The organism is Actinoplanes hulinensis (assembly GCF_019429605.1).
Classification (GTDB): Bacteria; Actinomycetota; Actinomycetes; order Mycobacteriales; family Micromonosporaceae; genus Actinoplanes; species Actinoplanes campanulatus.
The window spans coordinates 488844-502622 of sequence record NZ_JAHXZI010000001.1; the positions used below are offsets into that span (position 1 = coordinate 488844).

11 protein-coding genes are annotated in these 13779 nt (G+C 70.0%); 3 read left to right on the forward strand and 8 right to left on the reverse strand.

All coding sequences use genetic code 11. From position 1 onward, the window contains the following. Window positions 1-92: 92 nt before the first annotated feature. From KZ829_RS02365 to KZ829_RS02385, 5 genes are all read right to left on the reverse strand, one after another. A complete protein-coding gene (locus KZ829_RS02365; protein ID WP_372453827.1) occupies window positions 93-1055 on the reverse strand; it encodes a CDP-alcohol phosphatidyltransferase family protein in 963 nt (320 codons plus the stop codon). Window positions 1056-1245: 190 nt separating this feature from the next. Continuing rightward, complete coding sequence (locus tag KZ829_RS02370; protein WP_220142197.1) at window positions 1246-2136, reverse strand: NUDIX hydrolase; 891 nt, start codon at window positions 2134-2136, stop codon at window positions 1246-1248. Between the two features lie 38 nt (window positions 2137-2174). Next, entirely contained in the window at window positions 2175-3122 is a 948-nt protein-coding gene (locus tag KZ829_RS02375) for an NUDIX domain-containing protein (RefSeq protein WP_220142198.1), read from the reverse strand. A gap of 130 nt (window positions 3123-3252) precedes the next feature. Further along, window positions 3253-4800 (reverse strand): glutamine-hydrolyzing GMP synthase, encoded by a 1548-nt coding sequence (guaA, locus tag KZ829_RS02380; protein ID WP_220142199.1) that lies wholly within the window; start codon window positions 4798-4800, stop codon window positions 3253-3255. A 38-nt stretch (window positions 4801-4838) separates the two neighbouring features. After that, window positions 4839-6671, reverse strand: a complete 1833-nt coding sequence (locus tag KZ829_RS02385; RefSeq protein WP_220142200.1) for a S8 family serine peptidase — start codon at window positions 6669-6671, stop codon at window positions 4839-4841. A gap of 130 nt (window positions 6672-6801) precedes the next feature. On the opposite strand from KZ829_RS02385, the gene KZ829_RS02390 reads away from it, so the two are divergent. Next, entirely contained in the window at window positions 6802-7899 is a 1098-nt protein-coding gene (locus KZ829_RS02390; RefSeq protein ID WP_220142201.1) for an LCP family protein, read from the forward strand. A 19-nt stretch (window positions 7900-7918) separates the two neighbouring features. Continuing rightward, entirely contained in the window at window positions 7919-9334 is a 1416-nt protein-coding gene (locus tag KZ829_RS02395; protein ID WP_220142202.1) for a M1 family metallopeptidase, read from the forward strand. A gap of 176 nt (window positions 9335-9510) precedes the next feature. On the opposite strand, the gene KZ829_RS02400 is transcribed toward KZ829_RS02395, so the two are convergent. Beyond that, entirely contained in the window at window positions 9511-10632 is a 1122-nt protein-coding gene (locus KZ829_RS02400) for a GuaB3 family IMP dehydrogenase-related protein (protein WP_220142203.1), read from the reverse strand. 55 nt (window positions 10633-10687) lie between these two features. After that, window positions 10688-12175 (reverse strand): IMP dehydrogenase, encoded by a 1488-nt coding sequence (guaB, locus tag KZ829_RS02405; protein ID WP_220142204.1) that lies wholly within the window; start codon window positions 12173-12175, stop codon window positions 10688-10690. Between the two features lie 119 nt (window positions 12176-12294). Between guaB and KZ829_RS02410 the strand changes: the two genes are divergently transcribed. Beyond that, complete coding sequence (locus KZ829_RS02410) at window positions 12295-12693, forward strand: DUF5319 domain-containing protein (RefSeq protein ID WP_220142427.1); 399 nt, start codon at window positions 12295-12297, stop codon at window positions 12691-12693. A gap of 36 nt (window positions 12694-12729) precedes the next feature. On the opposite strand, the gene KZ829_RS02415 is transcribed toward KZ829_RS02410, so the two are convergent. Next, window positions 12730-13584, reverse strand: a complete 855-nt coding sequence (locus KZ829_RS02415) for a response regulator transcription factor (protein WP_188121012.1) — start codon at window positions 13582-13584, stop codon at window positions 12730-12732. Between the last annotated feature and the right edge of the window lie 195 nt (window positions 13585-13779).

Here is a 13779-nt window from a genome sequence, read left to right on the forward strand (position 1 = left end):
GGGCTTGGGGGGGGGGGCGGGTTCCTGTTTTGTTGGTGTGCCCGCGACCCGCCCCCCCCCGGGCGGGGGGGCGCCCTTCTCTCTACGTGCGGTCAGACGCGCTTGGCGCGCATCCAGAGGATCGGGCCACTGACCAGGTAGATGGCGACGATCAGGACGAACGTCATGCGCGGCTGGAGCAGGGCGCCGACGATCGGGAGCAGCCACAGCCACGGCGGCAGCTTCAGGAGGCGGGCGAGCTTCGCGTACGGGAAGCTGGAGACCATCGCGAAGGCCAGCAGCGTCACGCCGGCCAGCTGCACCATGCCGGGCAGCGGCAGGCCGATCAGCACGGTGAGCGCGAGAACCGCGGCGGCCATCGTGGTGGGCACGCCGCAGAAGAAGCGGCCGTCCTTCGGCGAGACGTTGAACCGGGCCAGCCGGATCGCGGCGCAACCGGCCACCAGTGCGGTCGCGATCGCGGCGGCGGCCTGCGGCACCTCGTCGGCGAGCGACGCGTAGACCACGACCGGCGCGGCCAGGCCGAACGAGCACATGTCGGCCAGCGAGTCCATCTGCGCGCCGAACGGGCTGGCGACGCCGAGCTTGCGGGCGAGAGCGCCGTCCAGACCGTCGAACACCACGCACGCCACCAGGCAGGCGGCGGCGATCTGCGCCTTGCCGTCCATGGCCAGGAAGATCGCCAGCAGGCCGAGGCCGAGGCTGGACAGGGTGCACGCGTTCACGAGCGCGAAGCTCGCACGCCGGGACATGGTGCGCTCGCCCGGCAGCAAGGGGATGGAAGCCGGTGCCGGGTCGGCCCCGGCGACGGACAGCTCCACAGGAACCCCCGGTGCGGGAATGGTGATGGTCCGCACCGAATCGGAACCGATGTGCAGCACCTCGGCCCGGGTCGCGGTGGCGGCCCGACCGGTCTCGACGGAACGGCGGCCCACCCGAACCATCAGGGCTTGCCGCGCGAGAGTCCCGCCGCGGCGCAGCCGGCCAGCCCAACGACGCCCGGCGGGACGGGGACTATCCGTCGTACGACGCCGGCGCCAAGGGGTACTCGGCACGTGCTTCCTCCATGGAGTTCGGTTGTTCCGCCGGGTAGTCGCGAGCCCGGCGAAATTGCGGGTTACACCATCGCACAGCCGGACGGCATTGGCGAGAGGGCGAACGATCCTGGAGTGCAACGACGAGAGCTGCCCGTTGGATCCCTCGCGTGGAGCGACGGACAACTCATCGACCTTCCGTGTGACGATTTTAGCCCGTGCGGCCCAACGCATCCCGGGTCAGCTCGGTGAGCGGCAGTCCGTCGAGCTGTTCGGGCGTGAACCAGCCCGCGTCGGCGGTGGATCCGCCGGCCGCTTCGGTGACCTCGGCGGCGGTCGGCCGGTCGACGATGACCCGGTAGACGACACGGATCACGTGCCAGTCGAGCGGCACCCCCTCGGGGCCGAGCGCGGCCGGGTCGTACCGGTGCGAGACGTCGAGCAGACCGGCGATCCGGCCCCGCTGGGAGGTCTCCTCGTACAGCTCCCGGGCGACCGCGCGCTCCGGGGTCTCGCCGAAGTCGGTGCCGCCGCCGGCCAGGTGCCACAGCCCGGCGCCGGGGTAGCCGTCCGCGATCCGGGTCAGCAGGATCCGCCCGTCCGGGTCGCCGGCCAGGGCGTACGCTCCGAAGCGCTGCACCCGGCCGGTGCGCTCGGGCTCACCGGCGGGCACCTCGACCTCGGCGGTCTCGAAGCTCACGCCGAGGATGCCGGCCGTGAAGGGCAGCAGCGGGCGCGCCGCCACCTCGGCCGGGGTCAGCCACTCGGCGGCGTCGGTGGTGCCGGCCACCTCGGGGCTCAGGTCGCCGCCGGTCGCCTCGACGTCGTAGACGATCCGGTCGGTGTGCTCGACCGAGTCGTCGGGAAGCCGGGCCAGGTCGGCGAGCACGGCGCGCAGCCCGGTGATCCGCACCCGCAGGCCGGTCTCCTCACCGAACTCTCGGACCACCGTGTCGTCCGGGTGCTCGCCGTGGTCGATGCCGCCGCCGGGCAGGGACCAGACGCCGGGGAAGGCGGCCTCGGCGGATCCGCGGGTGAGCAGCACACGCCCGTCCGCGTCCCGGCACACGCCGTACGCCGTGGCCCTTCTCCTGATCTTCAACGTGTCCAGGTCCTGTCTCGTGAATCGAGGGGGAGGACCTAGATTAGCCGCGCCGCCCGCAAGGCATCGGCGGTCACCTCGGTGAGCTGGTCGTGCGCCAGTTCGGCGACCTCCTTGAGCGGCATCCAGCGCGCCTCGCAGGTGGAGCCGCCGACGTCGTGGATGGTCACCTCGGTCGGTTGGTCGACGACGACCCGGTAGAAGGCACGGACACCGTGCCAGTCGATCGGGTAGCCCTCCGGGCCGAGGGACGCGGCATCGCGGTGGCTGGCCACGCCGAGCAGCGAGACGAGGCGGCCCGCCTGACCGGTCTCCTCGACGAGTTCGCGGACCAGTGCGGTGCCGGGCTGTTCGCCGTAGTCGGTGCCGCCGCCGGGCAGGTGCCAGCAGCCGGCTCCCGGGTAGCCCTCGGAGATCCGGGTGAGCAGCAGGTTCTCGTACGGGTCGGTGGCGATCGCGTAGGCCGCGAACCGCTGCGCCCGGTGCAGCCCGTCCGGCCCCTCGTACGCGTAGAAGGACGGGAAGACCGGCGCCTCCTCGGGCCGCAGGTCACCGGCGGCGGTGGAGAGCCCGAGGGCGGCCGCGGTGAAGGGCCGCAGCTTGAGCTTCTCCGCCTCCTCCAAGGTGTGCCACCGCGCCAGGTCGGTGGGGTGGCCGACCCGGTCGATCAGGTTGCCGCCACGGACCGAGACCGTGTAGACCAGCCGGTCGGTGTGGATGGTGACGCCTCGGTGCGGCATCGAGCGCATGTCGGCGAGCACGTCCTGGAGCCCGGTGACGGCGACGGACAGGCCGGTCTCCGCCGCGGTCTCGCGGACGACGGTGTGGTTGGGATCTTCGCCGTGATCGACGGCGCCGCCGGGCAGCGACCAGACGCCGGGAGTGCCGGATCTGGACGATGCCCGGACCAGGAGCACGCGGCCGTCGCCGTCGCGCGCGACGGCGTAGGCGGCGATCCTGCGGAGCGGTTCCAGTGCGGGGGTCACGGGCGGCATTCTGCCCGGAATATGTGACCTCTCAAGAACTTTTGTCAACTTCCTGACAGTGGGATAGCGGTGCGTAACCGCAGCTCAGGGCGGCTTACGCCGCCCTGGGCGATTGATCCACTACTGTCCGTCACTCCCACTCAATGGTGCCTGGGGGCTTGCTCGTCACGTCCAGGACCACCCGGTTGACCTCACGAACCTCGTTGGTGATCCGGTTCGAGATCTTGGCGATCAGGTCGTACGGCAGGCGGGACCAGTCGGCGGTCATGGCGTCCTCCGAGGAGACCGGCCGCAGCACCACGGGGTGCCCGTACGTCCGCCCGTCACCCTGCACACCCACGCTGCGCACGTCGGCGAGCAGCACCACCGGGAACTGCCAGACCTCCCGGTCCAGCCCGGAGGCGGCCAGCTCCTCGCGGGCGATCAGGTCGGCCGCCCGCAGGATGTCGAGACGCTCCCGGTCGATCGCGCCGATGATCCGGATCGCCAGGCCGGGGCCGGGGAACGGGTGCCGCTGCACGATCTCGTCGGGCAGGCCGAGCTCCTTGCCGATGGCCCGCACCTCGTCCTTGAACAGGGTGCGCAGCGGCTCGATCAGCGCGAACTGGAGGTCGTCCGGCAGACCGCCGACGTTGTGGTGCGACTTGATGTTGGCAGTGCCGGTGCCACCGCCGGACTCCACCACGTCCGGGTAGAGCGTGCCCTGGACCAGGAACTCGATGTGCCGCTCGGCGTCGAGCTCACGGGCCGCGGCCTCGAACGTACGAATGAACTCGCGCCCGATGATCTTGCGCTTCTGCTCCGGGTCCTCCACACCCTTCAGGTGGGAGAGGAACTGCTCCTCGACGTTCTTCACGACGAGCCGGACATTGGTCACCGCGACGTAGTCCTTCTCGACCTGCGCCGCCTCGCCCGACCGCAGCAGCCCGTGGTCGACGAAGACACAGGTGAGCTGGTCCCCGATGGCGCGCTGGACCAGCGCCGCGGCGACCGCCGAGTCGACGCCCCCGGAGAGCGCGCAGAGGACCTGCTTGTCCCCGACCTGCTCACGGATGCGGGCGACCTGGTCGTCGATGATGTTGCCGGGCGTCCAGGTGGGCTCGATGCCGGCGATGTCGTACAGGAAACGCTTGAGCATCTCCTGACCCTGCTCGGTGTGCGCCACCTCGGGGTGGAACTGGACACCGGCCCGCTTCGAGATCAGGTCCTCGAACGCGGCGACGGGCGCACCCGGGGTGGAGGCGGTGACCGAGAAACCGGACGGGGCGACCGCGACGCTGTCACCGTGGCTCATCCAGACCGGCAGGTCGGCCGGGAGGTCGCGGAGGAGGGTGCCGCCGCGCGACTCGAGGAGGGTCCGCCCGTACTCCCGGGAGCCGGTGTGCGCGACCGTGCCGCCGAGGGCCTGGGCCATCGCCTGGAAGCCGTAGCAGATGCCGAAGACCGGCACATCATGATCGAACAGGCCGGCGTCGAGCGTGGGAGCACCCGGCTCGTAGACGCTGGACGGGCCGCCGGACAGGATGATCGCGGCGGGATTCTTCGCCAGCATCTCGGCCACCGGCATCGAGTGCGGGACGATCTCGGAGTAGACACGGGCCTCGCGGACCCGGCGGGCGATCAACTGAGCGTACTGGGCGCCGAAGTCGACGACGAGAACGGGACGCGGGGTACTCACCCGGCGAGTTTACTCACCGGCTGAGTACCCCGGCCTCGTCAGGCCCGGTAGTAGGTGCGAATCGTGGTGTACCGCACGTTGCCGGCCTTGTCGTACGCCCGCACGCGGACCTTCATCGTCTTCTTCTGGCTCGCGACCTTGAACGACAGCGCGTAGCCGGCCGCCGTGTCGGTCGCCACCACCTTGCCGTTGACCAGCAGCTGGACCCTACTGATCCCGGACTTGTCGGCAGCCTTCACGTACACCTTGACGGTGCCCTTGACCTTGGCCTTGTTCGCCGGAGCCTTGGTGATCGACACGGTCGGGAGCACGTTGTCCGCGATCACCGTCCGGGCCGGCAGCCAGGTGCTGTTGCCGGCCTTGTCGTACACCCGCAGCTGCACCTTGATCGCGCCGTTGCGGCCGGCCGTCTTCAGCACCGGGGCGAACGGGGCCTTGTAGTCCCAGCTGTGCCACTTGCCGTCGACGTAGAGGTCGACGGCCCGGATGCCGGACCAGTCGTCCTTCAGACCGAGCGGGGTGATCGCCACGTCACCGCGGACCTTGGCGTTCTGCGCCGGGCTGGTGCCGGTGCCGGTCGGCGGCACGGTGTCGGTGCCCTTGGTCAGCGCGGCGGCCGCGTCGACCAGACCGTAGTAGTTCCAGCTGCCGTTCGGCCGGGCCGAGCTGGTGATCGCCCGGTGCAGGCCCCATCCGCTGTAGTTCGGGTTCTTCGACTTGACCAGGGCGGCCACCCCGGCGACCAGCGGCGAGGAGAACGAGGTGCCCTGGATCTCGTAGTCGTCGTAGATGAGGTTGCCGGAGCTGTCCCGGATCGTCAGCCAGCACGAGCTGCGGTCGTCCCAGCAGTACGTGCCGTTGCGCTGCATGGCCGCGGTGATGGCGGGCGCCGAGACGTCCACCCAGCTGCCGTAGTTGGAGAACTCGACCCGCTCGCCGGGATTCGAGGTGTTCCGGGTGTTGGTGCCGCCGACCGCGAGCACGTCCCCGTACGCCGCGGGGTAGCTCTTGGCGCTGGAGCCGTCGTTGCCGGCCGCCGCGACGACCAGCACGCCCTGCCCGTTGGCCCAGGCCACGGCGTCCTGGAGGACCGCCGACGACTGGCTGCCGCCGAGCGACATGTTGATGATCTTCGCGCCCCGCTTGACCGCGTAGATGATGCCCTGCGCGATCTGCGAGTAGCTGCCCGAACCCGTGCTGCTGAGCACCTTGACCGGCAGGATCTTGCACTTGGCGCAGACGCCCGCGATGCCGGCCCCGTTGTTCGGCGTGCCGGCGATCAGCGAGGAGACGATCGTGCCGTGCCCCTCGTCGTCGGACGCGTTGCCGTCCCGGTTGACGAAGTCGTAGCCGGACAGCACCTTGCCGGTCAGGTCGCCGGTGCCGGTCACGCCGGTGTCCAGCACCGCGACCGTCACCTCCTCACCGGTCGTGGTGTCCCACGCGGCGGGCACCCGCAGCTGCCCCAGCTCCGGCTGCCGGCCGGCGGTGAAGTACGGGTCGTTCGGCGCCACGTCCAGCTTCTTGGCCAGCGGGTCGACCTGGACGTACGAGACGTTGGGGTCGAGCTTGAGCGCGGCCGTGACGGCGACGGCCCGGGCGCGCGGCACCTCGATGGACTTGGCCCGGATCTCGCCGAGCAGGCTGCGGGCCATCGAACCCTTGGCGTCGGCACCGGCCAGGCCGAGCCGGCTCAGGCTGGGCAGGTCGACATCGGTGGCGACACCGGCGCGCAGGCCCACGACCAGGCGAACCGGCAGTTCCCGGCTGGAACCGGTGACCGAGGCGTTGGCGGTGGGAGCAAAGCTGGCGCCCGCAAGAAGGGCAGCGGCAGCCAGACCGACGACGACGCGCCGGTGAGTGGATTTCATACTCGGACGGCCTCCCCATGAGTCGATCCGTCGATCGACGAATCGGCCGCGCAAGCCTACCGGTGATCTTAAATCTGGCAATACCCACGTGGCATTGAGCACTGCCGTGATCTCATTTACTGTTCGCGCTATGCGGAACAGCAAGATCACCTGGTCGATCGTGACCGGCACCGGCCTCGCGCTGATCGCCGGAGTGGGCGTCGCCATCGCGGTCAACCGGGGCCCCGCCGAGCCGGCCGCGGCGCCGTCCGCCGCCCCCTCCACGAGCGCCGCGCCCACGGTGAGCACCCCGTCGGCGCCGCCGTCGCCGTCCCCCGGCGCAGACATCAAGGGGCCGCTCGACCTGGTGCTGATCGGCGTCGACACCCGGCTGAGCATCCCCGGCTACGAGCCGCACGCCGACACGATCATGCTGCTGCACGTGGAGGCCGACCTCGAATCGGCCTATCTGTATTCACTGCCACGTGACCTCCGGGTCCAGATGCCGGCGTACAAGAAATCCGGTTTCCGCGGCGGCAAATACAAGATCACCGAAGCGATGAGCCGCGGTTCGCGCATCCCGGGCTCGAAGAAGAAGAGCGTGGAGCAGGGTTACGAACTGCTCACGAAGAGTCTCAGCGCGTACACCGGGATCAAGACCTTCCACGGCGGCGCGATCCTCAATTTCCGCGGCCTCGACAAACTGGTCGACAAACTCGGCGGCATCGACCTGGTGGTCGATCAGAAGGTGAAATCCCGACACCGCCGACCGGACGGCAAGATGCGGACGCAATCCGGCAGCGACTACAGCGGGCCGCAGGCCACCTACCTGCCCGGCAACCGGCACCTGGTCGGCTGGCAGGCGCTCGACTACGCCCGCCAGCGCTACGGGCTGCCCAACGGGGACTACGACCGCCAGCGGCACCACCGGCAGCTCGTCGAGGCGATCCTCACCAAGGCGATGACGCAGGGCATGGAGGACCCGGCGAAACTGGGCGGGCTGATCAACGCGCTCGGCGAGGCGCTGGTCTACGTGGGTGGCCGTACGCCGTTCGAGTACGCGTACGCCCTCCGGAACCTCACCGCGCAGGACATCACCACCGTGTCGCTTCCCGGCGGCGGCGTCGGCAGCGGCGGCGGGTACCTGGGTGAGCAGCTCAAAGCCGAGGGCCAGGGCTTCCTGAAGGCGCTCACCAAGGGCACCCACGTCGCCTACCTGAAGGCACACCCCAAACTGGTCGACAGGTAGTGGTCGTAACCTTCAAGCCATGAAACGACGGGCCGGCGGGCTGATCCTCCTGTTGCTGCTGTCCGGGTGCACCGGCGGTGAGCGCGAGCCGGAGGCGCCCCGGTCGGCGTCCCCGGCCCCCAGTTTCGGGCCGGGCGGGGTCGGCGCCGGCGATCCGTACTTCCCGACCTACGGCAACGGGGGCTACGACGTCGGCGGCTACGACCTGGCGCTGCGCTACGACCCGGCGGCCGGCAAGCTGGACGGCACGGCCACCATCACGGCCACCGCCACGCAGGACCTGTCCCGGTTCAACCTGGACCTGGCGCACCTGAAAGCCACCACCGTCCTGGTGGACGGCACCCCGGCCACCGTGGCCGCCGCGGGCAACGAGCTGGTGGTCACCCCGGCCGCCGGCATCCCGAAGGGCCGCGCCTTCACCACCGTGGTCAGCTACGGAGGCGTGCCGAAGCAGTTGGAGAACGAGACCCTCGGCGCGGGCGGCTGGCTGCGCGTCGGCAAGCAGGGCGCGATCGCCCTGGGCCAGCCCGAGTCGGCAAGCACCTGGTTCCCGGTCAACGACCACCCGTCCGACAAGGCGACCTTCAAGCTGGCGATGACCGTGCCGGACGGCGTCGAGGTGCTCAGCAACGGGCTGGCCGGCAACCGGGACACAGTGGACGGCTTGACCACCTGGCGCTGGGCCGAGGAGTCGCCGATGGCCAGCTACCTCGCCACCGTCGTGATCGGGCAGTACCGGATCACCACGGGCACCCACGCCGGGCGACCCATGATCACGGCGCTTCCCGAGTCGCTGCCCGCCGACGGCGCGGCCGCCAAATCGCTGGCCCGGACCGGCGAGATCACCGACTTCCTGGAGACGCAGTTCGGGCCGTACCCGTTCCGGGCCAACGGTGGCGTGGTGGTCGACGAGGACGAGATCCGCTACGCCCTGGAGACGCAGGCCCGCCCGGTCTACGGCAACACCTTCTTCACCTCCGGCGAGAACACCGGCGTGGTCGCGCACGAGCTGGCCCACCAGTGGTTCGGCGACAGCGTGGCGCTCAGCCGCTGGCAGGACATCTGGCTCAACGAGGGCTTCGCCACCTACGCCGAGGCGCTGTGGTCGGAGCACTCCGGCGGGCGGACGGCGCAGCAGATCTTCGACGAGGCCTACCGCGCCTTCGACTGGACCGAGACCCCCGGCGACCCCGGCCCGCGCCGCATCTTCGGCGACGCCGTCTACGTGCGCGGCGGCATGACTGTCCACGCGCTGCGCAAGACGATCGGCGACGAGGCCTTCTTCAAGCTGATCAAGTCCTGGGCCGCCGACCACCGCGACGGCAACGTCACCACCGAGCAGTTCATCGAGGCCGCCGAGACCGCCTCCGGCAAGGACCTGGACGCCTTCTTCGAGGCCTGGCTGAACGGCAAGACCAAACCCCCGAAGCCCTAGATTTCGTACGGGAGAACGGTCACCCACCCCTACGGCGGTGCACTAGACACACCCGCAAAACGCCGCCGGTGTCGAGGCGAGCGATTTGCCGACGCCAGCGGGGTTTGCTGGCGGCGGGAAATCACCTGCCTCGACACCGGTTACAAGGCGTTTTGCCGCGGAGCGAAGCGGAGCAATCAGGCCCGGTCGAGGACCAGGGCCACCTTCTGGAACTCCTTGACGTCGCGGTAACCGCACTTGGCCATCGCACGACGCAGGCCGCCGAAGAGGTTGAGCTGGCCGTCCGGGCGGTCGGCCGGGCCGTACAGGACCTCTTCGAGGGTGCCGTCGGGCTCGCCGGCGATGCAGAACCCACCACGCGGCAGGGCCGGGTGGCTGGCGGCCGAGTGCCACCAGGCGCCGCCGGCCGGGGCGCCCGCGGCGAGCGACAGCGGCTCGCCCAGCATGACCGCGTCGGCGCCGCAGCCGATCGCCTTGGCGATGTCACCGGAGGTGGCGAGGCCGCCGTCGGCGATGAGGTGTACGTACCGGCCGCCGGTCTCGTCCAGGTAGTCGCGGCGGGCGGCCGCGGCGTCGGCGATCGCGGTGGCCATCGGCACCCGGATGCCGAGCACGGTGTCCGTCGTGGACCACTCGTCGGCGCCGACACCGACGATGACACCGGCCGCGCCGGTCCGCATCAGGTGCAGGGCCGTCTTGTAGTCGGTGCAGCCGCCGACGATGACCGGCAGGTCCAGGTCGGCGATGAACTCCTTGAGGTTCAGCGGCTCGTCGGTGGTGGAGACGTGCTCGGCCGAGACCAGGGTGCCCTGGATGACCAGCAGGTCCACGCCGGCGTCCAGTATCACCGGGGCGAGCGCCAGGGTGTGCTGCGGCGACACCCGGACGGCCACGGTGACGCCGCCCTCGCGGATCTGCCGGACCCGCGCGGCGATCAGCTCCGGCTTGATCGGCTCGGAGTAGACCTCCTGGAGCCGCTTGGTGGCGTCGGCGTCCTCGTCCAGCGAGGCCAGCTCTTCGAGGATCTTGGAGGGGTCCTCGTAGCGGGTCCACAGGCCCTCGGCGTTGAGCACGCCCAGGCCGCCGAGGCGGCCCAGGGCGATCACCGAGTCAGGGCTCTGGGTCGCGTCCGACGGGTGCGCGACGCAGGGGATCTTGAAGGGGTACGCGTCGAGCTTCCACTCGGTCGACACGTCGTCCACGTCGCGGGTGCGACGGCTCGGAACGATGGCGATGTCGTCCAGGTGGTAGCCGCGCTGCGCGGTCTTGCCCAGGCCGATCTCCACTACGTCACGCATGGCTTGGATGCCTTCAATCCTTGTTACGGGTGGTGGGCGGGGTGGTTGGAAGGCTTCAGCGGGAGTGGTAGTTGGGAGCTTCGACCGTCATCTGGATGTCGTGCGGGTGGCTCTCCTTGAGCCCGGCCGCAGTGATCCGGATGAGCTGTCCCCGCTCCTGCAGGTCGGGGATGGTCTCCGCGCCCACGTAGCCCATGGCCGCGCGCAGCCCGCCGATGAGCTGGTGCGCCACCCTGGACAGAGGACCACGATAGGGCACCTGACCCTCGACGCCCTCGGGAACCAGCTTGTCCTCGTTCACATCCTGCTGGAAGTAACGGTCCTTCGAGTACGACTTCGCCTGACCGCGGGACTGCATGGCGCCGAGCGAGCCCATCCCCCGGTACGACTTGAACTGCTTGCCGTTCACGAAGATCAGCTCGCCGGGGCTCTCCTCCGAGCCGGCCAGCAGGCTGCCCAGCATCACGGTGCTGGCGCCGGCCACGATCGCCTTGGCGATGTCGCCGCTGTATTGGATACCGCCGTCGCCGATGACCGGGACGCCGGCCGGACGGCAGGCCCGGGACGCCTCCATGATCGCGGTTATCTGCGGCACACCCACGCCCGCGACGATCCGGGTGGTGCAGATCGCGCCCGGCCCGACACCGACCTTCACGGCGTCGGCGCCCGCCTCGACCAGGGCCTTGGCGCCCGCGTACGTCGCGACGTTGCCACCCACGATGTCGATCGTGGTGTCCTTCTTCAGCCGGGCGACCATCTCCAGCACGGCGCGCTGGTGACCGTGCGCGGTGTCGACGATGACCACGTCCACACCGGCGTCGATCAGGGCACGGGCCCGCTTGTACGACTCGTCGCCCACGCCGACGGCGGCCGCCACCCGGAGCCGGCCCTGCGGGTCCTTGGCGGCGTTCGGGTACTGCTCGCTCTTGGTGAAGTCCTTCACGGTGATCAGCCCGCGCAGGTGACCGCTCTCGTCGACCAGCGGCAGCTTCTCCACCTTGTGGCGGGCCAGCAGGGCCAGCGCCTCGTCCTTGCTCACCCCGACCGGGGCGGTGATCAGCGGCGCCTTCGTCATCACGTCGCGCACCTTGGCGTCGAAGTCGCTGACGAACCGCATGTCCCGGTTGGTCACGATGCCGACCAGCACGCCCTCGGCGTCGACCACCGGGGCGCCGGAGATCCGGTAGCGCCCGCAGAGCGCGTCCACCTGGCGGAGCGTGTCGTCCGGCCCGCAGGTGATCGGGTGGGTGATCATGCCGGACTCGGAGCGCTTCACCAGGTCGACCTGGGCCGCCTGGTCCTCCACGGAGAGATTGCGGTGCAGCACGCCGATGCCGCCCTGACGGGCCATGGCGATCGCCATCCGCGCCTCGGTGACGGTGTCCATGCCCGCGGAGAGCAGCGGGATCGACAGCTCGACGTTTCTGGTCAGGCGCGTAACGGTGTTGACCCGGCTTGGCACGACATCCGATTCGCCGGGCTGCAACAGCACGTCGTCGAAGGTCAGACCGAGAGGAACGGTACGAGCGCTGTCAGTTTCCACAAATCATCCCTAGAGAAGAGGCGGAGTTCATCATCCTACCCATCCGGAGCGGGGCACCCGGGCGGCGGACAGAACGTGCGGGCCAGCACACACACGCGGGAGGTGAGTACGGTATGAGGGTGCAAGATGAGCCGATCGACCCGTTCAACGGCGACCCGACCGACCCGGCCGCTGGTCTCGACGACCTCAACGAGGACGCCGAGTCCGAACCGCTGACCGAGGACGAGCGGCAGGATGTCCTGGAGGACCTCTCCGACCTGGAGATCTACCAGGCGCTGCTCAGTCCGACGGGCATCCGAGGGCTGGTGATCGAGTGCGAGGACTGCCACGAGCCGCACTACTTCGACTGGGACCTGCTGCGCGGCAACCTGCGCCATCTGCTGAGCAGCGGCCGTCCGCGGGTGCACGAGCCCGCCTACGATCCGGACCCCGACCACTACGTCACCTGGGAGTATGCCCGTGGCTACGCCGACGGCGTCCACGACACACTGACAGAGGGCACGGATGACGAGAGTTGAGTTCGTCGTCCGTACCCTCTGATGGGTGTTGATCTTCTAAGCGACCAGGCCCGCTCGGAAGCCGGCGGCGACCGCATGTGCGCGGTCCCGGGCGCCGAGCTTGCGGAACAGCCGCCGGGCGTGCGTCTTGACAGTGTCCTCCGAGACGAAGAGTTCCCGGCCGATCTCGGCGTTGCTCTTCCCGTCCGCCATCCCCCGTAGCACCTGCAACTCACGCTCGGTGAGCGTGAGTCGCCGACCGGCGGGCTGCGCGTCGGTCATCCCGACACCCGCCTCGTTGCCGGGCCACGCCACCATCGGCCGGCCGGTAGCCGGATCGATCGGGGCGTCGCCACGCTGTGACGGAACCATCGGCGCGTTGGGGCCGAGCATGGCCGGCACCGCCGCCGCGTTGTGCACGCCGATGCCGCCGGGCCCCTGCTGATACTGCCCCCGCGCGCCGGGCGAGTTGGTGTTGCGGACGCCGCCGGCCACCGTGGCCGGCTGCGCGTTCGAACCGTTGATCGGCATGCCCTGCGGGCGCACCGGTAGCAGGAGCAGGAGCAGCGCTTTCGCGACGACACTGACCAGGTCGTGCTCGACGCCGCGGATGACGCCCCGGGCTCCGGCGGCGACGGCCGCCGCCGCCACCCGCGGGTCTTCGGCACCGAAGAGCACCACTTGTGCCTGGGGGGCGCGGGCAAGTACACGCCGGGTGAAACCGACGCTGTCGGGCCGGGTCACGGCGGTGTCGGCCAGGACCACTTCGGCGGGCCGTTCCGCCAGTCGGATCATGGCCTCGGTCTCGCTGACCGCGGTCCGGACGACGCCGGTCATGCCGAGCCGGGCCGCGGTGGACGCGACGGTCTGGGCCGCCAGCGGGGTTCGGACGCACACGAGGACGGTACGCACAGTGATCCTCCTTCTCTCTCAGAGGAGATCACGCGAGGGCCGCAGCATTACGCGCTTTAGATGGAAAAAACGGGAAAGAAAGGTATGACTTGCCACCCCTTTGCCATACCGCTCACGAAGACATCGACGTGTTGCGTGTGAGCCGGCGATAGCCGGGGTACACCCGCGAGAGGCCTGAGTCAGGCCCCTCACGAC

Excerpts from the sequence above, each read along its gene's own strand:
- KZ829_RS02385 (WP_220142200.1), bottom strand. The coding sequence starts at position 6,671 with ATGAAATCCACTCACCGGCGCGTCGTCGTCGGTCTGGCTGCCGCTGCC.
- KZ829_RS02390 (WP_220142201.1), top strand. The coding sequence starts at position 6,802 with ATGCGGAACAGCAAGATCACCTGGTCGATCGTGACCGGCACCGGCCTC.
- KZ829_RS02395 (WP_220142202.1), top strand. The coding sequence starts at position 7,919 with ATGAAACGACGGGCCGGCGGGCTGATCCTCCTGTTGCTGCTGTCCGGG.
- KZ829_RS02400 (WP_220142203.1), bottom strand. The coding sequence starts at position 10,632 with ATGCGTGACGTAGTGGAGATCGGCCTGGGCAAGACCGCGCAGCGCGGC.